14 protein-coding genes are annotated in these 20,736 nt (G+C 65.3%); 7 read left to right on the forward strand and 7 right to left on the reverse strand.

Annotated elements, in window-relative coordinates; genetic code table 11:
- Positions 1-29: 29 nt before the first annotated feature.
- Positions 30-1,058 carry a methylmalonyl Co-A mutase-associated GTPase MeaB gene (gene meaB, locus CS1GBM3_RS06520; RefSeq protein WP_244534563.1) on the forward strand — a complete coding sequence of 343 codons (1,029 nt, stop codon included), beginning with the start codon at positions 30-32 and terminating at the stop codon, positions 1,056-1,058.
- A gap of 202 nt (positions 1,059-1,260) precedes the next feature.
- A complete protein-coding gene (locus CS1GBM3_RS06525) occupies positions 1,261-4,584 on the forward strand; it encodes an autotransporter outer membrane beta-barrel domain-containing protein (RefSeq protein ID WP_072392957.1) in 3,324 nt (1,107 codons plus the stop codon).
- A gap of 55 nt (positions 4,585-4,639) precedes the next feature.
- Here the strand turns inward: CS1GBM3_RS06525 and CS1GBM3_RS06530 are convergent, their stop codons facing one another.
- Genes CS1GBM3_RS06530 through CS1GBM3_RS19250 form a run of 3 tightly spaced genes read right to left on the reverse strand, consistent with a single transcriptional unit; the run spans position 4,640 to position 7,790 of the window.
- On the reverse strand, positions 4,640-5,599 hold the full coding sequence (locus CS1GBM3_RS06530; protein ID WP_072392960.1) for a PP2C family protein-serine/threonine phosphatase: 960 nt from the start codon (positions 5,597-5,599) through the stop codon (positions 4,640-4,642).
- Positions 5,596-6,171 carry an FHA domain-containing protein gene (locus CS1GBM3_RS06535; RefSeq protein ID WP_072392962.1) on the reverse strand — a complete coding sequence of 192 codons (576 nt, stop codon included), beginning with the start codon at positions 6,169-6,171 and terminating at the stop codon, positions 5,596-5,598. Before CS1GBM3_RS06535 ends, CS1GBM3_RS06530 begins: the two co-directional genes overlap by 4 nt.
- Positions 6,172-6,230: 59 nt before the next feature.
- Positions 6,231-7,790 carry an FHA domain-containing protein gene (locus tag CS1GBM3_RS19250; RefSeq protein ID WP_083567165.1) on the reverse strand — a complete coding sequence of 520 codons (1,560 nt, stop codon included), beginning with the start codon at positions 7,788-7,790 and terminating at the stop codon, positions 6,231-6,233.
- 272 nt (positions 7,791-8,062) lie between these two features.
- On the opposite strand from CS1GBM3_RS19250, the gene CS1GBM3_RS06550 reads away from it, so the two are divergent.
- The 3 genes from CS1GBM3_RS06550 (at position 8,063) to CS1GBM3_RS06560 (ending at position 11,008) form a co-directional block, all read left to right on the forward strand.
- On the forward strand, positions 8,063-9,523 hold the full coding sequence (locus CS1GBM3_RS06550; protein ID WP_072392965.1) for a protein kinase domain-containing protein: 1,461 nt from the start codon (positions 8,063-8,065) through the stop codon (positions 9,521-9,523).
- Between the two features lie 116 nt (positions 9,524-9,639).
- Positions 9,640-10,296 (forward strand): alpha/beta fold hydrolase, encoded by a 657-nt coding sequence (locus CS1GBM3_RS19760; RefSeq protein ID WP_072392968.1) that lies wholly within the window; start codon positions 9,640-9,642, stop codon positions 10,294-10,296.
- A complete protein-coding gene (locus CS1GBM3_RS06560; RefSeq protein WP_072392971.1) occupies positions 10,280-11,008 on the forward strand; it encodes a methyltransferase in 729 nt (242 codons plus the stop codon). Before CS1GBM3_RS19760 ends, CS1GBM3_RS06560 begins: the two co-directional genes overlap by 17 nt.
- A 1-nt stretch (position 11,009) precedes the next feature.
- On the opposite strand, the gene CS1GBM3_RS06565 is transcribed toward CS1GBM3_RS06560, so the two are convergent.
- Positions 11,010-12,692 (reverse strand): NAD+ synthase, encoded by a 1,683-nt coding sequence (locus CS1GBM3_RS06565; protein ID WP_072392974.1) that lies wholly within the window; start codon positions 12,690-12,692, stop codon positions 11,010-11,012.
- Positions 12,693-12,811: 119 nt separating this feature from the next.
- Between CS1GBM3_RS06565 and CS1GBM3_RS06570 the strand changes: the two genes are divergently transcribed.
- Together CS1GBM3_RS06570 and ppa are read left to right on the forward strand one after the other, a co-directional pair.
- Positions 12,812-13,759 carry an AEC family transporter gene (locus CS1GBM3_RS06570; RefSeq protein WP_072392977.1) on the forward strand — a complete coding sequence of 316 codons (948 nt, stop codon included), beginning with the start codon at positions 12,812-12,814 and terminating at the stop codon, positions 13,757-13,759.
- Positions 13,760-13,887: 128 nt separating this feature from the next.
- Positions 13,888-14,415, forward strand: coding sequence for an inorganic diphosphatase (gene ppa / locus CS1GBM3_RS06575; protein ID WP_072392980.1), 528 nt, complete (start codon positions 13,888-13,890; stop codon positions 14,413-14,415).
- A 34-nt stretch (positions 14,416-14,449) separates the two neighbouring features.
- Here ppa and CS1GBM3_RS06580 read toward each other — a convergent pair whose 3' ends face one another.
- From CS1GBM3_RS06580 to rpoC, 3 genes are all read right to left on the reverse strand, one after another.
- Positions 14,450-14,803, reverse strand: coding sequence for a hypothetical protein (locus CS1GBM3_RS06580; RefSeq protein ID WP_072392984.1), 354 nt, complete (start codon positions 14,801-14,803; stop codon positions 14,450-14,452).
- Between the two features lie 87 nt (positions 14,804-14,890).
- Entirely contained in the window at positions 14,891-16,282 is a 1,392-nt protein-coding gene (locus CS1GBM3_RS06585) for a class II 3-deoxy-7-phosphoheptulonate synthase (RefSeq protein ID WP_072392988.1), read from the reverse strand.
- 204 nt (positions 16,283-16,486) lie between these two features.
- Complete coding sequence (gene rpoC, locus CS1GBM3_RS06590) at positions 16,487-20,710, reverse strand: DNA-directed RNA polymerase subunit beta' (protein ID WP_072392991.1); 4,224 nt, start codon at positions 20,708-20,710, stop codon at positions 16,487-16,489.
- Positions 20,711-20,736: the final 26 nt, after the last annotated feature.

Below are 20,736 nucleotides of genomic sequence, written 5' to 3' on the forward strand. Positions count from 1 at the left end.
CCCCACAAGGGGGAGGAGAAGTGGCGGATGTGACGGCGCGAGGGGTTGCCTCCGAGACGGCCTGCGCGTATCAGCCCGGCATGGACGACGCGACCCAAACTGCACCTCAGATGCCGCGCTCGACGCTCAAGCTCGAGGCCATTCCGGACCTCGTCAAGCGCCTGCGCGCAGGCGAGCGGCGCGCCATCGCTGCGGCGGTGACGGAGCTCGAGAAGCTCTCGGTCAGCGCACCGCCACTCCTGGAAGCGCTCCAGCCCTATCTCGGCAACGCGCTCGTGGTCGGCTTCACCGGCCCGCCCGGCGCCGGCAAGTCGACGCTGGTCAACGCCGTCATCGCGCACGCGCGCTCGCAAGGCGGAACCGTCGGCGTTATCGCGGTTGATCCGTCGAGCCCCGTCTCTGGCGGCGCCATCCTCGGCGACCGCATCCGCATGACGGCGGCGCTCGACGACGACGGCGTGTTCGTGCGCTCGCTCGCGAGCCGCGGCTATCTTGGAGGCCTGTCACCGGCTGCCGTCCGCGTCATCGATGCGCTCGACGCGGCCGGGTTCGATCTCATCCTGCTCGAGACCGTCGGCACCGGTCAGAACGAGATGGACGTGGCCGAGGTCGCCGACGTGCGCGTCGTGATCTCGGCGCCGGGGCTCGGCGACGACATTCAGGCGATGAAGTCAGGGCTGCTCGAGATCGCCGACATCCTGGTCGTCAACAAAGGTGATCGTGAGGGTGCGGAGCTGACCCTGCAGCAGCTGCTCGGCGCGCTCTCGATCCGTTCGCTCCGGACGCCTGTGCCGGTGCTCAAGACCACGGCGACCACGGGCGAAGGCGTGCCGGAGCTGGTCAAGACCGTGCGCGACGTCGGCGAGCGGGCGGCTGTCGCGGGACCGATGGCGAAACGCCGGCGACGGGCGCGCTACCTCATCGCGCGCGCGGCGGCGGATATCGTGGCGCGCCGCGTCAAGGAAGACAGCAATCGCGAGATCGACGGGCTGTCCGACGAGGTTCTGTCCGGTCGTGTCAGCCCGGACGCGGCAGCGCGCAAGCTGCTTTCGCGCTGAGCATTCGAACCGCTTAACGTACATCGCTGCTTAATGCGCACATCACGCACGCCTGCTGCAGATGTGAATACAGTCTGTCTACACATCGAATTTGAATCTCTAAGCGTCACGCAGACGTTAAAGAAGGAAAATAACAGAGCCCCTCTATGCGTACTCGGGCGGTCGTGAATCGCCGCCTGAGTTTCAAGTTCAGGGGGGCACAATGTATCTCGTTCTACGCCGCGCAGCTTATGTCGGTCTTCTAGCGGCGCTTTCCACAACGTCCGCAGCGGCGGCAGATTTCACGGTGCCCGCCGGCACGACAGATCCCGGCACAAAAACCGTCGGCGGCACGGACCAGGGCACGATCGAAAGCGGCGCGACCCTCGAAACCAGCGGAACCTCGATCACGCAGAGTGGGGCGTCGACCGGCGTCATCATTGACAATTTCGGCACGCTCAGATCCGGCAATCGTGGCATCGACACCAGCGGCGGAAGCGCCACGCGCACGATCACGCTCAACAATCACGGTGAGATCTCAACGTCCGACGATACGTTCCGCGTGAACACGGATGTCACGAACGGCACGATCACGGTGAACAACTTCGGTAGCATGACGTCGGCGTCCGGCCAGATACTCGACTTCGCCTCCATGTCGTCGTCGGCTGCCATCGTCAGCATCGACAATTCCGGAACGATGCAGGCGTTCGGTCATGACGCGCTGCGTGTCGGTGGCGGCACGATCGAGATCCGCAATACGGGCAGCATTCTGGCGACAGATTCCGTCAGCCGCGCCATCAATATGAACTACGGGACGGCCATCGCCTCGTTCACGCTCTACAACGGCGAGGATGGCGTCATCCGCTCGATCGACGATGCGGTTCGGTTCAGCGATGTGCCGACAGTCGGCCAGATTACGATCGAGAACCACGGCACGATCGAAAGCATCGGCACGGGCGATGACGCGGGCCAAGCTCTGGACCTGAATACCGTTCGCGCGACGGGGATCTCGATCAAGAACTATGGCCTCATCCAGACGCAGGATGCCGACGCTATCCGTCCCGGCCAAGGCGGTGTAGTCGAGAACTGGGGCACCATCATCGGCCGAGCGGTAGACCCGAATGATTCCTCCGACGGCATCGATTTCCAGGATACGAACGCGGGCGAGGTGATCAATCACGCCGGCGGCGTCATCGAAGGCGCCCGCCATGGCATCACCGGCAAGCTGCCGACGACCGTCACCAACGAAGCCGGAGGCCTGATCAAAGGCAACAACGGTTCGGGCCTCAATTTCGATACGCTCGCAGCCGACGGTCCCATGACGGTCATCAACTACGGTGCGATCGTGGGTGTCGCCAATCCCGACGCAGACTACGGCGACGGTGACGGCGTCGACATCGATGCCATCGGCCACATCTACAATTACGGCATTATCCGCGGCGAGGGCTCGATCGGAACGAAGGAAGGCGACCTTCTCACGGCGACAAGCGAGGCGATCGCCATCGGTGGCGGCATCATCGTCAATGGTTCGACCGCGTACCGCGATGCCCTGATCAGCGGCGTCGACAACGGCATTCTCGTCGACGACAGCGAAACGGGGAATGCTTTCGAAGCCATCGCGATCGCCAACTACGGTCGTATCGAGGGCCTCGATGGCTTCGGCATTCGTATCATCAGCGCGGAAGCCAACGTGATCGAGAACTTCGGCACCATCTCGGGCAGCAACGGCGTCGCGGTCGAATTCGGCGTTGGCGACGATCTCTTCGTGCACCACGCTGGCGCGACGGTGGAAGGATATGTCGATGGCGGCGACGGCAGCGACACGCTCCGGCTCGGCACTGAGACCGGCGCTTTCGACCTTGCGGCTATCGGTGACGCCGCAACCTACCGCAACTTCGAAACTTTCGGCATCAGCGGCGTCTGGACGCTTCGTGGCACCACCGCCTTCTCGGGCGAGACGCGTATCGAGGATGCAGCCGCGCTTCTCGACGACGCAGGCCTTTCCGGGTCCGACGTGCACGTCGTGGACGGCATGCTTTTGGGCACCGGCACTCTCGGCTCGCTCACCGCGGTCGGCGCCGATATCTCACCTGGATCGGCCGATGGCACACCGGGATCTCTCGACGTTGTGGGTGACGTGTCGTTCGATGCTGCTTCCAGCCTAACGATCAACGTCCGAGGCGTTGCCAGCAGCATCAATTCGGAAGGCGCGATTGCGATCGAAGATGGCGCTTCGTTGATCGTGCAGGGCACGGGCGGGTGCGCACCGTCTGCTCCGTGCACCATCCTGTCGTCCGTCTACGGCATCACCGGCACCTTCGATGTCGACAACCGGCTGGCGTTTCTCGATGCCAACGTCGACTACATCGGGAACGATGCATTCCTCGAGCTCGCACGCAACGGCGCGAGCTTCGAGAGCGTGGGCCGGACGCGCAACCAGCGGAGCGTCGGGCGGGCGCTCGACGACAGCGGCTCGGGCTCTCCCCTCTACGACGAGGCCGTCGGGATGACGGAGGCTGGTGCTCGGCATGCCTTCAATCAGCTTTCGGGCGACACCTACGCGAGCCAAGTTGCAGTCACCGCGCAAGAGGAAGTGACCTTTGCGGGTCTCCTGCTTGGCCGCCTGCAGGATTTCTCAGGCAAGTCCGGCGCATCCAATAAGGCATCGCCTTATGCACCGCCGTACCGCCTGATGCCTGCTCCGTCTGACGGCGGGCCGGCGATGGCCTCCGGCGCATGGGCCACCGTGACCGGCCAGAGCATCGACATGGACGGCGACGGCAATGCCTTCGGTGTCACGTCGCGTAGCGGTGGCGTGGCCGCTGGCTTTGATGCCCGCTGGGAGGCAACACAGCTCGGCATCGCGGCGTCCTTCTCGTCGGGGCGCACGCGTACCGACGGGCGCTTCCACGAAATCGAAGGGGACACCGTTCGCATCGCGGCCTATGGCGCAACGCAGCTTGCCGATCTGGTGCTCAAAGGCGGCGTAAGCGCCGGCTGGACGAGCTACGATTCGGACCGGTGGGTGCAAGTCGGCGGAATCTCGGAGTCGGCGCGTGGCTCCTACGACGGGCACACGACGTCGGCGTTCGCGGAAGCCAGCTATCCGATCGCGATGCAGGCCTTCAAGCTCGAGCCGTTCGCAGGCCTCATGGTGACCAACGTCGATTCCGACAGCTTCACCGAGCGAGGCGCGCCCAGCACCGGCCTGTGGGTTGGGGGGAACGACGAAACCCTGGCCTTCTCCACGCTCGGCCTACGGTTCGCGAGTGTCGTGCATTACGATGGGGCGGCGCTCATCCCGAAGGCCAACATCGGCTGGCGCCATGCCTTCGACGGCGATCCGATCCGGACCGCGATGCAATTGCCCACAGGCTCGGAATTTTCCGTCGAGGGCCTGCCGATCGCAGAGGACAGCGTGACTCTCGGCCTCGGCCTCGAGGGAAGGTTCGCTTCCGGCATAACGCTCGGGATCGGCTACCAGGGCGACTTCGCGGACGACGCGAGCAGCCATAGCGGTCAAGCGGGCATCCGGGTGCCATTCTGAGGCCCGAGGTTCTTTCCGCTCAGGGGGCGTCGGCCGCTCGACGGCCGGCGCAGTCCTATTCCAGCACTGCGCGGAGCAGCCAGCCGATCAGGAACATCAGGCCCATGCCGACGGCGAGCATCACGCCGTAGCGGCCCGTGAGCATGGCGGCCGCCTCCCCGCCGCCCGCGCCGTCCCCCGACGGGCCGTCCGTAGCACGCAGGATGCGCGTCGGCCGCTCATCCTCGGCTACGGGAATCGTGTCTCCCTCGATCTTCAGCGCGATGACTGTGGTGTTGTCCTGCACGGGGTCTTTTTTCGCGAGCACCGCCGCGATCAGACGCTCCGCCATCTGATCCGGCTCGGACGCGCGATTGGCGTAGACGATATCGCCAATCTCGTCGCCAGAGAGGGTCGCGATGCCATCGCTCGCGACGATCAGCCAATCCGCCGACCTCAGAGAGTAAGGCTCGGAGCGCAGGTCGCGGATCTCGATCCGCTTGCCGGTCAGCGCCGAGAGCAACGCGTTGCGGTGCGGATTGCGCGCGGCCTCGTCCGCGGAGATCCGCTTGTTACGCGCCTCGGCATCGAGGAGCGCGCCCAGCGAATGATCGGCATTGAGGCGAAGCACGTCCGGCGCGCGAAAGAGCAGCAGGGCCGAGTCTCCCACGCTCGCCCAGCGCAGCCCCGTTTCATCAATCGAAGCCGCCACCAGTGTCGAACCCATGCCGCGCAGCTTGGGATCCTCTGCCGCGCGGGCCGAGATCGCCCAGTTGCCAGCGTCGAGCGCCGCGTCGAGACGCTCGCCGACTGTGCCACCGCACTCCACGAACGCCGCAACGAAAGCGTCACAGGCCACGCGCGCGGCGACCTCGCCGCCAGCATGGCCGCCCATGCCGTCGGCGACGACCGCTAAGAGACGCGCGCCCTCCCCGATTGACGCTCCAGCCGAAGGCGGCCAGATCGCGAAGGCGTCCTCCTGGTCTGATCGCGCGCCAATCGTGGCCCGGGCAGCGCCTGCCACGCGAAAGGTCATGCGTCTTCGACCTCGCTCGTCCAGTCGAAGTCTCGTCCGCAGAAGGCGACGAAGCGGAACGTCGTGTTGCCGATGCGGAAGAGATTACCCGCCTTGAGCTCCGTCGGCACGAGAACGGGCTTGCCGCCGAGCCGCACGAGGTTTGCTTTGCCGCCGTGCTGAAGATAGAACGTGCGCGTCTCCTCGTCGTAGGTGATGACGGCGTGCTCCTCGCGCGAGATACTTTCGTCGCCGAAATCGACGGGGATGCGCTGGTTCGGGGCGCGGCCCAGCGCATTCATGCCGACGTAGACGGGCCGATAGGCGCCGCGTCCCGGCCCTTTGACGACGACGATCCAGCCCGCGACGGGCTCGGCGTCGATGCCGGTGTCACGCACAAGAGAGGTTCTGGCCAGCGGCGCGGGCGACAATGCGCGGGCGATGTCGAAGCTGCCGACCAGCCTCGTTCTGCCAATGACGGCGGCGCCCACCGGAACGGCGGCCGAGGCCGCCTCGGCATGCATGACGAGGCGTGTCCTCCTCGCCTCCTCGGGATCGCCGTCATCTGGCGGGGCGCGCGGATCACTGCTCATCGTCCGATCTCCTCGATCCACCCATCCCATGACAGACGCAGCACACTCGCTCGACCGTGTCAGGTGTATTCCGGCTCGGCGCGGAAACGCAGCCGGACCTCGCCGAGTTCAACCATGTCGCCGTCCTTGAGCTCGCGCGACTTGTATTTCGTGCGATTAACCAGGACGCCATTGCTGCCGCCCAGATCCGTGATTACGACGCGACGTTTGTCGGCATCGTAGTGCAGCACGGCATGACGGCGCGAAATGGAATCGTTCTGCAGGCAGATGTCGTTGTCCCTGAGCCGGCCGACTCGCACGTTCTCTGTGCGCAGTGGATGGCTGCCGGTGTCGCCGTCGAGCGCCTCCAGCCAGCCGTAGATGGCAGGGCGGGTTTCGGCCTTCCGCGGTGGCGAGGCGACCTTTTCTACGACGACGGGCGGTGCGGCGGCCGGGCCGGCCTGCTTTTCGGCGACGGACTCCGCCTCCGATGGATCCTGTTCATCTGTCGCGTCGCGGTGGAAACGGGACATGAGTGCGTGCCCGTACCGGCGATAGCCATAGGCGCCAAGCCCGATCAGCCCAGCCAGCACGAGGAGCAGGCCGGCGCGATCCGCGATCCAGCCCAGCGCGCCGGTCGCCTCCGGCGCGGGATCAGGATCCGGGGTTTGCAGCGTCGTTGTCTCGAAACTCGGCAGCGGCGCGGCCGGAACGACAACCTCCGTTTCGGATGCAACGCTCTTGCCGTCCGCTAGCTCGGCGGTCAGCGCGAGGGGGCGAGACCCGGGCGCTCCTTTGACACCGGTCGTGAGCGTGCCGCCGTTCTCCAGAAGCTCGCCGACGAAGCGCGTCGTAACGATCTCCTTCGTCAGATCGCGCGCCGCGCCGGCCCCCTGCTTGACCTCTGCCGCGTAGCCGCCGGTTTCCTCTGCGAGGCGCGAGAGCGCCTGGAATTTCGTGCGTGCGGCGCGATCGTCGTAATAGCCGAGCACGTGGATCGCGACGTTCGCGTCCCGCGCCGCCTGCACCACCTGCTCGTGCGTGTGATCTTTATCGTCCGACGTACCATCGCCGAGGATCACCAGCGCCTTGCGGTCGCCGCTCTCCTTCGCCAGCTTTTCGATCGCCTCAATCGCCGCCTTGTAGAGGCCAATCGACGCGGTGGCCGGCTTGATGGCCACCATCTGGCGCACGAACTCGGCGTTCGAGGTGCCGGAATCGGCGATCAGAGAAAGATCGGTCCCGAACGTGTAGGCCGCAAAACGGCGTTTGCCCTGGCGCTGGTCCGTAAACGTCACGACGGCATCGCCCATCTGGGCGAGCGTGACGCGGCGCGCGTTAGGCAAGAGCTGGATCAAATAAGCCGTGGTCGTGACCTGGGTCGCGGGGTCGTAAGGGGAGAAGATCGCTTCCAGCGTGCCCTCTTCGCCCTTTATTGCGGCTTTGACGTTTTCGAAAGCGGCCAGGCCGCTGGCACGCAGATCGCACGCGACGGCCGCGGGTGCGCCCTCTGCGGCCGGCTCGGAGGCTTCACACTGCGCCACGAGCCTCGTCTCGGCGGCGGCACCGGTCGGTCCCAAGGCGGAGAGAAGCACGCTTATCGCAACGATCGCTTTGCGCTGCCTTGCGGGGCGCCGCATGCTCGCGTCTCCAGGGCGGTCCAAGTCGGTTGAAGGGACATCCTACGCGGGCGGGATAGGCCGTTCAACACAACGCGGCCCCGCGCCCACAGGAGATCCCCTGCCCGCATTCGGGCTGGCAACCCTTTCCGGCGCAACGATAATGAGGCATTCTTGGCCGCAGGGCCCCGTGTCCGCGGCGGCACACTCATGGACGCGTTCAAGCGACTTGACGCGTCCAAGTGACTTGATCCGCTTAAGTGACTGGCGATCCTGGGAGGGCGCTCGCTCAAATGTCCGGCCAGAACGAAGCCGTGCTGCCGCAAGGTACGCGGATCGACCAGTACGTGATCACCGGCCTTCTCGGACGCGGCGGTTTCGGCATCACCTATCTCGTCAAGGACGAGATGCTGAACAAGGAGTTCGCGCTCAAGGAGTTCTTTCCCGAGGATCTCGTCCGGCGCGACGGCAAGAGCGTCAAGTTCCTCTCGCGGGCCAACGCGGAAGAGGACTATCGCTGGGGTCTCAGGAAGTTCTTCGACGAAGCGCGGCTGCTGGCGCAGTTCAACCATCCCAACATCATTGCCGTGAGGCGCGTGTTCGAGGCGAACGATACCGCCTACATGGTGCTCGACCTCGTGCGCGGCGTAACGTTCGAGCGGTGGCTCAGGAGCCTCGAGAGCCCACCGACGCAGGATGAGCTCGACCTCGTCGCCGGGCCGCTGCTCTCGGCGCTCGAGCTCGTGCACGCGAACCGCACCTGGCATCTCGATATCTCGCCCGAGAACATCATGATCCGGTCGGAGGATGGGACCCCCATCCTGCTCGACTTCGGTGCCTCACGCTTCGAGATCAAGCAGCATTCGCAGCTCGTCTCGGCGCTGGTGTTCAAGAGCGGCTACTCGGCGCCCGAGCAGTACACCTCGAACGCAGACCGCTATGGCGCCTGGACCGACATCTATGCCTTCTCGGCGACGCTCTATCGGGCGGTCACGGGCGCGCGTCCCGACGAAGCGACGTCGCGGCAGCTTGCGGACGAGCTTCAGCCGACGAGCACGGCAGCCACGGGGCAGTATCGCGAGGGCTTTCTGTCGGCCATTGATGCGGGCCTCAAGCTGCGTCCTGTCGACCGGCCCCAGTCGGTGCGCACGTGGCGGCCGGGCCTGCTCGCCGGCAGCTCCGTCGTCGAGGCCGAGCCGCCGCCCGTGCCGCAGAGCACCGTCGCCACGCAGAAGAGTCGCGCCACCGTACGCGTGCCGCTCGCCTACACACGGCTGATCACGGCGCGCGTCTCCAAGCTGGGGCAGGGCCTGCGCCGCAAAGTCGCCTACGGTGCGCTCGCGGTGGGGCTTGTCGCGCTTTTGGGCGGTGGCGCGACTTTGGTTGCGGGCAACAAGAACCCGTTCGCGGAGTGCGGCGGGCTATTCTCCGGCGCCGATTGCTGGGGCGCCGTGGTCGACAGAAGCGGCAACATCTTTGCGCGCGTCGAGGAGCCAAGCCGCGCAGCGGCGGAAGCGGCGGCCATGCACCGCTGCACGGAGCGCTTCGACCAGGGCTGCAAGCTGATCGCAACGCTTGCGAAGACCGAATGCTGGGCGCTCGCAGAAACACCCGGTGATCCGACGCGCTGGCGCGCCGCGGCCGGCAAATCGGTCGATCTCGCCCGGCGCGATGCCCGCTGGGCCTGTGAGGGCGCCTACGGCCGGTGCGAGGTGGCGCTGACGTTCTGCGCCGACGGAACCAGGGCCCAATAGCGTTAAAGCACGCGATCGCTGCCGTAACCGGGCGGACATGTCGCGCATGACAGGGCGCCGATCCTCCCTTACATGGTCGCACGCAAGGCGCCCATCGCTGCCGCAGGAGTTGCTTCTTGAGCCAAGGACCGAGCACCGATCGCCGCCGCCTCGTGCTGGCGCACGGCTGGGCGGTCGATGCGTCTGTCTGGCAGCCGCTGATCGAGCGGCTCGGCTTCGATGGCGACGTCATCCATTGCGGCCCGCGCTTTCTCGATCTCGGGCCGCCGACGCATGCCGCACCGCCCGATGACGCGATCTGCATCGGCTTCTCGTTCGGTGCGCTTTGGCTGCTGCTCAATGCGCCGGCGCGCATCAAGGCGCTGGTCTCGATCTCGGGCTTTACGCGCCTCGATGCGGCGGCGAACGTAGACGCCATGCGTGCGTTGCGCGCGGGACTCGAAAAAAATGCGCCGGCGCAGGTGAAGGCATTCCGCCGGCTTGCGGGCATTCGCGAGCCCGTGCCGAGCGAAGCCTTGAACGTGCCTTTGCTTCTCGAAGGGCTCGACGCGATGCTCGAAGGCGATGCGCGGGGCGTGCTCTCTGGCCTCGACTGCCCCGTGCTGGCCTTGGCGAGCCGAGACGATCCGGTCATTCCGCCGGACGTCACGCGTAGCTCGTGGCCCACCTCAGCCACGCGATGGAGCGAGGGCGGCGGCCATGCCCTACCCCTCACGCAGACAGATTGGTGCGCTTCAGAAATTCAACGGTTCGTTCGTGAGCATCTCTCGTAAATCGGTCATCCGCAGGCGCTTCACGCGCAGCGTGCCGTGCTACGTGCGCAACGCGGCGCTGCATCGGGCCGCGGCTGCACGGCTCGCCGGGCTCGTGCCGACGTCCGACGTGAGAACGATCCTGGAGCTTGGGTGCGGGCCTGGCATTCTGACGCGCGCGCTGACCGAGCGCTTTCCGCAGGCTGCTCTGCTCGCTACCGATGTCGTGCCCGAGGCGATCGCTGCCTGCGAGACCGAGATAGGGGCACGAGAGACCGTTCGCTTCTCCGTCGTGGATGCGGACGCTCTCGATCTCAATGCGCGCTATGATCTCATTGCGTCGAGCATGGTGCTGCACTGGCTCGATGACGCACCCGCGAGCCTCGCGCGCCAACACGCCTTCCTCGTGCCGGGCGGGCGCGTGGCCTTCTCCACCATCGGGCCCGAAAACTTCTCCGAATGGCAGAGCGCGCTGCGCGAGGTCGGCGTTGCATCCGGATTGACGATGCTGGAGAGCATTCCCGGCATCGCCTTCGAGGAGCGCATCGCGATCGATTACGGGAGTGCCGAGGGCTTCCTCAGGATGCTCAAGGAGACGGGCGCGGATCAGCCCCGCAGCGGATATGCGCCGCTTACGCCGCGCGAGCTGAAGGAAGTCTGCCGGGTCTACAACGCGCGTTTCGGCGGGCGGGCCACCTGGCACGTTGTCTACGGGCTGCTCGAGGCGGAGTGAGCTACTCGCGGAAGCGGTTGGTGATGGGGTAGCGGCGGTCGCGGCCGAAGTTGCGGCTCGAGATCTTCACGCCCGGCGCAGCCTGGCGGCGCTTGTACTCAGCCAGATAGAGCAGACGCTCGACCTTGCGCACGACATCCGGATCGTGGCCGCGTTGGATCACATCCGCCACCGGCATCTCGCGCTCGACAAGGCAGGCAAGAATATCGTCGAGCACCTCGTAGGGCGGCAGGCTGTCCTGGTCGGTCTGGTTCTCGCGCAGCTCCGCCGTCGGCGGGCGTGTGATGATGCTCTCGGGGATCACCTCTCCTGCTGGACCGAGGCCGCCTTTCGGCACGTTGGCGTTGCGCCAGCGCGCGAGGCGATAGATCTCGAGCTTGTAGAGATCCTTGACGGGGTTGAAGCCGCCGTTCATGTCGCCGTACAGCGTGGCGTAGCCGACGCTCATCTCGCTCTTGTTGCCGGTTGTCAGCACCATGGCGCCGAACTTGTTCGAGATAGCCATCACGACGACGCCGCGCGTGCGGCTCTGGATGTTTTCTTCGGTGATGTCCGGCTGCGTGCCGGCAAACAGGTTCGATAGCGCGTCCGCGAAGCCCGCGACAGCGGGCTCGATCGGCACCGTGTCGAAGCGGATGCCGAGCGCCTCGGCGCACGTCGTGGCATCGGCGATGCTCTGGTTCGACGTATAGCGGTAAGGCATCATGATTGCGTGCACGCGGTCCGGGCCCAGCGCGTCCACCGCCAAGGCGGCGACGAGGGCGCTATCGATGCCGCCCGAGAGGCCGAGCACGACGCCGGGAAAGCGGTTCTTCCCGACGTAATCGCGCAGGCCGAGCACGCAAGCGTGATAGGCGGCGGCATCGCCTTCGGTCAGCCGGTGCACGGTGCCTTTGGCGCAGATCCAGCCGCTTTCGCCCTTCGTCCATTCGGTGAGCGCGATATGCTCTTCCCAGGCGGGGAGCTGGACGGCGAGGCTATGGTCCGCATTCAGGACGAACGACGCGCCGTCGAACACCAGTTCGTCCTGGCCGCCGACCTGATTGACGTAGGCCAATGGCAGTCCGGTTTCCGTGACGCGCGCAACCGCAATGTTCATGCGTACGTCCGGCTTCTTCCAATCGAACGGCGAGCCGTTCGGCACGATCAGGATCTCGGCGCCGCATTCGGCCAGGCACTCCGTGACCTCGTCCTTCCAGATGTCCTCGCAGATCGGCACACCGAGGCGCACGCCGCGAAAGGCGATCGGGCTCGGCAGATCGCCTGCCGCGAAGACGCGCTTCTCGTCGAAGACGCCGTAGTTCGGCAGATCGACCTTAAAGCGCACGGCTGCGACCGTGCCGCCGTCCAGCAGCGCTACCGCGTTGTAGATGGCGCCGTTCTCAGGCCAGACTGTGCCGACGAGCACGGCCGGGCCCGGTTCGAGCCGTGCCGCCAGCGCCTCGATGCGATCGCGGGCCGCCCTGTGGAAGGCTGGCTTCAACACCAGATCCTCCGGCGGGTAGCCGGTCAGAAACAGCTCGGGAAACACAATCAGATCGGCGCCTTCGGCCGCCGCCTTGGTTCGGGCGTCGATGAGCTTTTGCTCGTTGCCCGCGAGGTCACCCACGACGGGGTTCAGCTGGGCAAGGGCAATCTTCAGGGAGGACGGCTCGGTGGGAGCCTCGGGCGCGGTGCTGCTCATGGGGCAGATGTAGGGCCGCGGCCGGCCGTGGTCCAGCGGCAAGCGGCCGCGCGCCGTATCCCGCGGAGGCCGGACGCGATAGAAGGGTGCTCTGCCCTCCTCATTAGATCACCTCTTCCATGCTCGAGATCCTTGCCATTGTCGCGCCTGTGTTCGCGCTCATCGTCAGCGGCTACATCGCCCGGCGCATCGGCGTGATCGGGCTCGCGGCGGTGTCCGAACTCAATCGCTTCGTCGTCTACCTGGCTCTACCGGCGCTGCTCTTCGACGTCATGGCGCACGCGACGCCGAGCCAGCTCTACCAGCCAGGGTTCATCATCGCGTTCGGGCTCGCCTGTGGTGTCGTGTTCTACGGCACGGTCGGGGGCAGCCTGCTCGCGGGCCGGTCGCTCGGGTCCGCCAGCATCGACGGGCTGCTCGGATCCTATGCCAACACGGCCTACATGGGCTTTCCCGTGTTGCTGATGCTCTTCGGCAATGACAGCCTAGTGCCGGTGACGATCGCCTCGATCCTCACGGTCTGCGTGCTGTTCGCGTCCGCCATCGTGCTGATCGAGATCGGCAGCCACAAAGCGCAAGGCCCGCTGCAGCTTGCGGGGAAGGTCATCCGGTCGCTGATCCGCAACCCGCTTTTGATCGCACCGACGCTCGGCGCGCTTTACGGGGTGACCGGGCTCGGGTTGCCGACCGCAGCCGACACCTTTCTCAAATTGCTCGGCGGGGCCGCGAGCCCACTGGCGCTCGTCGTCATTGGCCTGTTTCTCGGCGAGCCGCGGCCGGTCGCGGCGGCTGATGCGCGGGCCTCCGCCCTCCTGGCAGCCATCAAGCTGTTCGTGCATCCGGCGCTGACGTGGGCACTGGCCGTCTGGATGGCGGTGCCGCCGCGGCTCGCGGCGATGGCTATCCTGCTCGCGGCGATGCCCACGGGGACCGGACCTTTTATGCTCGCTGAGTTTTACAAGCTTCCCGCCGTGGTCACGTCCGCCGTCATTCTGATTTCCACGCTTGGGGCGCTCGTTACGCTGCCGCTCCTGATGCTGGCGCTCGGCGTCGGTGGTCAACCTTAATAATGCGCCGGAGGCCCTTTCCGCTCGCACGACATAGCCTAAAGAATAAGGGCGGCGACATAGCATCACCTTGTGCCGGCACGCCCCTTGAGGCAGAGCATTTGCAAGAATTCAAATGAGGAACCCTCATGCGCCTCGACGCGATTCCGATCGGCAAAAATCCGCCTCAAGATATCAATGTCATCATCGAGGTCTCGGTCGGCGGAGAGCCGATCAAGTACGAGATGGACAAGGCGTCGGGAACGCTCGTCGTCGACCGCTTCCTCTACACGCCGATGCGCTATCCCGGAAATTACGGGTTCGTGCCGCACACGCTCTCCGAAGACGGCGATCCGATCGACGTGCTCGTGTGCAACACGCGCACGATCATCCCCGGCGCCGTCATCAACTGCCGGCCGGTTGGCGTGCTGATCATGGAGGACGAAGGCGGTGGCGACGAGAAAATCCTCGCCGTGCCGACCTCCAAGGTCTCGCTGCGCTACGAGAAGGTGAAAAATTATACCGATCTGCCGCCCATCTCGCTGCAGCAGATCGAGCACTTCTTCTTGCACTACAAGGATCTCGAGCCCGGCAAGTGGGCCAAGATCCACCACTGGGGGGATCGCGAAGAGGCCGAACGGCGCATCGAAGAGGCCATCGCGCGGGCCAAGAAATAGGCCTTTGCACGCGAGCCTAGCTCATTGCACGACATCAGTCGGCGATCTTCTCGGCCTCCGAGATGTTGGTCGGAGCAGCTGCCGTCGTGTCGTAAGCAGTCTTGGTGAAGGTATCGCCGGTGCGCGTGATCTTGGTGATCCAGCCCGTATTCCAGGAAATGATGGCCGAAGCCCCTTCCGTTTCCCAGGTGCCGCTCATGCCCTCTCCGTCACGGTCGGCCTCAGCCGCACCTGACGCCGAGAGCGTGATCTCGAACGGCTCATCATTGGAATCCTTCACCGCCCAAGTGCCCACGAACGTGTTGTCGTTTTTCCCACCTTCGTGGACCCCGAGCAGCGCCAGAAAGCTCGACAGAACCGAGCTTCCCTGCTTGTCGAGGTGAGTCATGCGTCTTCTCCGCGTGTAACGGGCCGCAGGGATACGCGGCCCCTCACGAGGAAAACGCCCTAGGGAAACGACGAGTTCCGCGACGATTCAGCCCGCCAGGGCTGCCGGCCGCTGGGGCAAGCCGCGCGCCTCGCGCTCAAGCTTCATGCGCTCGGCAACAAGGAAGGCCAGCTCCAGAGACTGATCGGCATTCAACCGCGGATCGCACTGCGTGTGATAGCGGTCGAGCAGGTCCGTCTCCGAGATCGCGGTCGCGCCGCCCGTGCACTCGGTGACGTTCTGACCCGTCATCTCCACGTGGATGCCGCCGGCGTGCGAGCCTTCGGCGCGGTGCACGTCGAAGAAGGCTTCTACCTCCTTCAGAATGCGATCGAAGGGGCGCGTCTTGTAGCCGTTGGCGGCGCTAATCGTGTTGCCGTGCATCGGATCGCAGGTCCAGACGACCGTGCGGCCCGCCTTCTGAACGGCGCGGATCAGCTTCGGCAGATGCTGCCCGACCTTCTCGTGACCGAAGCGACAGATCAGCGTCAACCGGCCAGGCTCGTCTTTCGGGTTCAAGATATCGATCAGACGCAGGAGACCGTCCGGCTCCAGCGAGGGGCCGCACTTGAGGCCGATCGGGTTCTTCACGCCACGGCAGAACTCGATGTGCGCATGGTCGGGCTGGCGCGTGCGATCGCCGATCCACAGCATGTGGCCGGAGGTGGCGTACCAATCGCCGCTCGTGGAATCGAGACGCGTCAGAGCCTGCTCGTAATTGAGGAGCAGCGCTTCATGGCTAGTGTAGAAGCTCGTGGCGCGGAGCTGCGGCGTGTTCGCGCTCGTGATGCCACAGGCGCGCATGAAGCCCAGCGTCTCGGCGATGCGATCGGCGAGTTCCTGATAGCGGTGGCCCTGCGGGCTGTCCTTAACGAAGCCCATGTTCCACTGATGCACGCGCTCGAGGTCGGCGTAGCCGCCAGTGGCGAAGGCGCGGATCAGGTTCAGCGTCGCGGCCGACTGACGGTAGGCCTCGAGCTGGCGCTGCGGGTCCGGAATGCGCGCGACCGGCGTGAACTCGGCGCCGTTGATGATGTCGCCGCGGTAGGACGGCAGCTCCAGATCGCCCTTCTTCTCGGTCGGCGATGACCGGGGCTTGGCGAATTGCCCCGCGATGCGGCCCACCTTCACTACGGGGCTGCCGCCGGCGTAGGTCAGCACGACCGCCATCTGCAGGAAGACGCGGAAGAAGTCGCGGATGTTGTCGGCGCCGTGCTCGAGGAAGCTCTCGGCGCAGTCGCCGCCCTGCAGCAGGAAGCCCTCGCCCTTGGCGACAGCGCCCAGGGCGTTTTTCAGCTCCCGCGCCTCGCCGGCGAAGACGAGCGGCGGAAAGGTCGCCAGGCGCGCCTCGACATCCGCGAGCGCTTTCGCGTCCGGGTAATCGGGAACCTGGACGATCGGAAGCGAGCGCCAGCTCTCGGGTGACCAGGTTGCGGGCATTTCAGTCTCTTCTCCACCACTTGAGCCGGGGCTGCGAGGCCGCTCCGGCCGTCCTCCACCGGGGGAGGATACCATTTTCTTGGCGGCTTATAGGGCAAGAGCCGGCGAACCGCCAGCCGGCGTTGCGCCGGATGTAGTGTGCAGGCGCACAAGAAAAAAGGCGGCCGGAGCCGGCCGCCTTTCTTGTCGCGATTTTGCAGCCGCCTATTCGGCGACGCGGCGGCGGCGGCGGGCGGGACCGCTGGCCTCGCCATCGGCGGGAGCCAGAGCCTTCTCGGCCTCGCTGCGCGCCTTCTCCTTGCTGATCAGATCGTCTCGCTTGGCAGCGATACGGCGCAGACCGCGGAGCATGCCGCCGGTGCCGGCCGGGATCAGGCGGCCGACGATGACGTTCTCCTTCAGACCTTCGAGCGTGTCCGACTTGCCGATGACGGCGGCGTCGGTCAGCACGCGCGTGGTCTCCTGGAACGAGGCCGCCGAGATGAACGACCGCGTCTGCAGCGATGCCTTGGTGATGCCGAGCAGAACCGGGGTCGCGGAGGCTGGACGCTTGCCCGCCTTCTCGATCGTGGCGTTGACCTCATCGAACTCGATGCGATCGATCTGCTCGCCCTTGATGAAGTCCGTTTCTCCGGTGTCGGTGATCTCGACCTTCTGCAGCATCTGACGGACGATGACCTCGATGTGCTTGTCGTTGATGGTCACACCCTGCAGACGATAGACGTCCTGGATCTCGTTGATCAGGTAGTTTGCGAGCTCCTCGACGCCCTTGATCGCCAGGATGTCGTGCGGCGCCGGGTTGCCGTCATAGATGTAGTCGCCCCGATCCACGCGGTCGCCGGGCTGAACGGCCAGACTCTTGCCGCGCGGGATCAGGTACTCGACCGGCTCCGCATTCTCATCATCAGGCTTGATGGTGATGCGCTGCTTGTTCTTGTAGTCCTTGCCGAACTCGACCGTGCCGGACACCTCGGCGATGATGGCGTGGTCCTTCGGACGACGTGCCTCGAAGAGTTCCGCCACGCGCGGAAGACCGCCCGTGATGTCACTCTGCTTGGCGGATGCCAGCGGAACACGCGCGATGACGTCGCCCGCCTTCACCTCCTGGCCCGGGTCGACCGAGAGAATGGCATCGACCGTCAGCAGGTAGCGGGCATCGCCGCCGCGGGCCACCTTGATCGGCTTGCCCTTGCCGTCCTTGATGACGATAGCGGGCTTCAGCTCGGCGCCACGCGGGGTTGCACGCCAGTCGACGATGACGCGGTTGGTAGTGCCCTTGACCTCGTCCGTCTGCTCGCGCACGGAGACGCCTTCAAGCAAGTCCTCGAACTCGATCTTGCCCGACGCCTCGGTGATGACCGGACGCGTGTAGGGGTCCCACTGGGCGAGACGCGTGCCGCGCTTGACCTCGTCGCCTTCGTCCACGTGCAGGCGGGCGCCGTACTGGACCTTGTGAGTCGCAAGCTCCTTGCCCGACTGATCGACGATGACGATCGCCATCGTGCGGGCCATAGCGATGAGGCGGCCCTGGCCGTCCTTCACAATGGCGCGGTTCTTGATCTTAACCTTGCCGTTGAAGTTGCTCTCGATGAACGACTGATCGACGACGTTCGCGGTGCCGCCGATGTGGAACGTGCGCATCGTAAGCTGCGTGCCCGGCTCGCCGATCGACTGAGCGGCAATGACGCCGACCGCTTCGCCGATATTGACAGGTGTGCCGCGCGCAAGGTCACGGCCATAGCACTTGGCGCAGACGCCGGTGATGGTCTCGCAGGTGAGAACCGAGCGGATCCGCACTTCCTGGATCTGAGCCTTCTCGATGGCTTCCGAGTGCCGCTCCTCAAGCAGGTCGCCAGCCTTGGCAATGATCGTCTCCTCGCCCTCCGGACCCGGTGCGATGATGTCCTCGGCCGCGGTACGACCGAGCACGCGCGCGCCCAGCGAGACGATGACCTGTCCCGCGTCCACCACAGCCTGCACCTTGATGCCGCGATCGGTGCCGCAGTCCTCCTCGATGATGATGCTGTCCTGAGCGACGTCGACGAGACGACGCGTCAGGTAGCCCGAGTTGGCTGTCTTGAGCGCCGTATCGGCGAGACCCTTACGGGCGCCGTGAGTCGAGTTGAAGTACTCGAGAACCGAGAGGCCCTCCTTGAAGTTGGAGATGATCGGCGTCTCGATGATCTCGCCCGAGGGCTTGGTCATGAGACCGCGCATACCAGCGAGCTGCTTCATCTGCGCCGGCGAACCGCGCGCACCGGAGTGGCTCATCATGTAGACCGAGTTGATCTGCTTTTCGCGGCCGTTCTTGTCCTTTTCGGTCGCGGAAATGCGCTCCATCATCTCCTTGGCGATGAGGTCCGTGCACTTCGACCAGGCGTCGACGACCTTGTTGTACTTCTCGAGCTGCGTGATCAGGCCGTCGTTGTACTGCTGCTCGAACTCGCGCACCATCTCGGTCGTGTCGTGCACGATCTTCAGCTTGGTGTCGGGGATCACCATGTCGTCCTTGCCGAACGAGATGCCGGCCTTAAACGCATGGTGGAAACCGAGCGCCATGATGCGGTCGCAGAAGATGACCGTCTCCTTCTGACCGCAGTTGCGGTAGACGGCGTCGATCATGCCCGAGATGGCTTTCTTGGTCAGGAGCTGGTTGACGAGCGAGAATTTCACGCCCCCCAACTTCGGCAGCACCTCGCCCAGGATCATGCGGCCCGGCGTCGTTTCGACAACCTCGGAGACCTCTTCACCCTCGGCATTGGTCGAGCGGAAGCGCGCCTTGATCTTGGCGTGCAGCGTCACCGCTCCCGCGTTGAGCGCGTGGCGGATCTCATCCACCGATCCGAAGACCGAGCCTTCGCCCGGCTCCTTGTCGCGGATGATCGACAGGTAGTAGAGGCCGAGCACGATATCCTGCGACGGCACGATGATCGGCTGTCCGTTGGCAGGATGCAGGATGTTGTTCGTGCTCATCATCAGAACACGCGCCTCAAGCTGGGCTTCCAGCGACAGCGGCACGTGCACGGCCATCTGGTCGCCGTCGAAGTCGGCATTGAAGGCGGCGCAAACGAGCGGGTGAAGCTGGATCGCCTTGCCCTCGATCAGCTGCGGCTCGAACGCCTGAATGCCCAGGCGGTGCAGCGTCGGCGCACGGTTCAGCATCACCGGATGCTCGCGGATGACCTCGTCGAGGACGTCCCAAACCTCCGGCTTCTCCTTCTCGACCAGCTTCTTCGCCTGCTTCACGGTCGCCGCCTGGCCGAGCGTCTGCAAGCGCGCGTAGATGAACGGCTTGAACAGCTCGAGCGCCATCTTCTTCGGCAGGCCGCACTGGTGCAGCTTGAGCTCCGGGCCGACCACGATCACCGAACGGCCCGAGTAGTCGACGCGCTTGCCGAGCAGGTTCTGGCGGAAGCGGCCCTGCTTGCCCTTCAGCATGTCGGCGAGCGACTTCAGCGGGCGCTTGTTAGCACCCGTGATGACACGGCCGCGACGGCCGTTGTCGAACAGCGCATCAACCGACTCCTGAAGCATGCGCTTCTCGTTGCGGATGATGATGTCGGGCGCGCGCAGCTCCATCAGCCGCTTCAGGCGGTTGTTGCGGTTGATGACACGGCGGTAGAGATCGTTCAGATCCGACGTGGCGAAGCGGCCGCCATCGAGCGGCACCAGCGGGCGCAGCTCGGGCGGGATGACCGGAACCACGGTCAGGATCATCCACTCGGGACGGTTGCCGCTCTCGAGGAAGCTCTCGATCACCTTGAGACGCTTGCCGAGCTTCTTGGGCTTGAGGTCGGTCGTGGCCTCGGCGATCTCCTGGCGCAGGTCATCACGGATCTTCGGCAGATCCATGCTCATCAGAAGGTCGCGGATGGCCTCGGCGCCGATGCCAGCCGTGAAGCTGTCCGGGCCGTGCTCGTCGATGGCCTGGTTGTACTGGTCCTCGGTCAGGAGCTGCTTCTCCTTGAACGGGGAGATGCCAGGCTCGGTGACGATGTAGTTCTCGAAGTAGAGGACGCGCTCGAGATCCTTCAACGTCATGTCGAGCAGAAGGCCGATGCGCGAGGGCAGCGACTTCAGGAACCAGATGTGGGCGACGGGGGCGGCGAGCTCGATGTGGCCCATGCGCTCGCGACGCACCTTGGCCAGCGTGACCTCGACGCCGCACTTCTCGCAGATGAGGCCCTTGTACTTCATGCGCTTGTACTTGCCGCACAAGCACTCGTAGTCCTTGATCGGTCCGAAGATGCGGGCGCAGAACAGGCCGTCGCGCTCCGGCTTGAACGTGCGGTAGTTGATCGTCTCAGGCTTCTTGATCTCGCCGAAGGACCACGAATGGATGTCCTCGGGCGATGCGATCGAGATCTTGATCTCGTCGAAGGTCGGAATCGCCTGTTGGGTCTTGAAGAGGTTGGTGATCTCGTTCATCGGCTCTCTCCCGGGGGGACGCGCGG

The organism is Hyphomicrobium sp. CS1GBMeth3 (assembly GCF_900117455.1).
Taxonomy (GTDB): Bacteria; Pseudomonadota; Alphaproteobacteria; order Rhizobiales; family Hyphomicrobiaceae; genus Hyphomicrobium_C.

What these genes read in the sequence shown, in the direction of transcription:
- CS1GBM3_RS06525 (WP_072392957.1), top strand. Translation starts at nt 1,261, where the DNA reads ATGTATCTCGTTCTACGCCGCGCAGCTTATGTCGGTCTTCTAGCGGCG.
- CS1GBM3_RS06530 (WP_072392960.1), bottom strand. Translation starts at nt 5,599, where the DNA reads ATGACCTTTCGCGTGGCAGGCGCTGCCCGGGCCACGATTGGCGCGCGA.
- CS1GBM3_RS06535 (WP_072392962.1), bottom strand. Translation starts at nt 6,171, where the DNA reads ATGAGCAGTGATCCGCGCGCCCCGCCAGATGACGGCGATCCCGAGGAG.
- CS1GBM3_RS19250 (WP_083567165.1), bottom strand. Translation starts at nt 7,790, where the DNA reads ATGCGGCGCCCCGCAAGGCAGCGCAAAGCGATCGTTGCGATAAGCGTG.
- CS1GBM3_RS06550 (WP_072392965.1), top strand. Translation starts at nt 8,063, where the DNA reads ATGTCCGGCCAGAACGAAGCCGTGCTGCCGCAAGGTACGCGGATCGAC.
- CS1GBM3_RS06565 (WP_072392974.1), bottom strand. Translation starts at nt 12,692, where the DNA reads ATGAGCAGCACCGCGCCCGAGGCTCCCACCGAGCCGTCCTCCCTGAAG.
- CS1GBM3_RS06570 (WP_072392977.1), top strand. Translation starts at nt 12,812, where the DNA reads ATGCTCGAGATCCTTGCCATTGTCGCGCCTGTGTTCGCGCTCATCGTC.
- ppa (WP_072392980.1), top strand. Translation starts at nt 13,888, where the DNA reads ATGCGCCTCGACGCGATTCCGATCGGCAAAAATCCGCCTCAAGATATC.
- CS1GBM3_RS06580 (WP_072392984.1), bottom strand. Translation starts at nt 14,803, where the DNA reads ATGACTCACCTCGACAAGCAGGGAAGCTCGGTTCTGTCGAGCTTTCTG.
- CS1GBM3_RS06585 (WP_072392988.1), bottom strand. Translation starts at nt 16,282, where the DNA reads ATGCCCGCAACCTGGTCACCCGAGAGCTGGCGCTCGCTTCCGATCGTC.
- rpoC (WP_072392991.1), bottom strand. Translation starts at nt 20,710, where the DNA reads ATGAACGAGATCACCAACCTCTTCAAGACCCAACAGGCGATTCCGACC.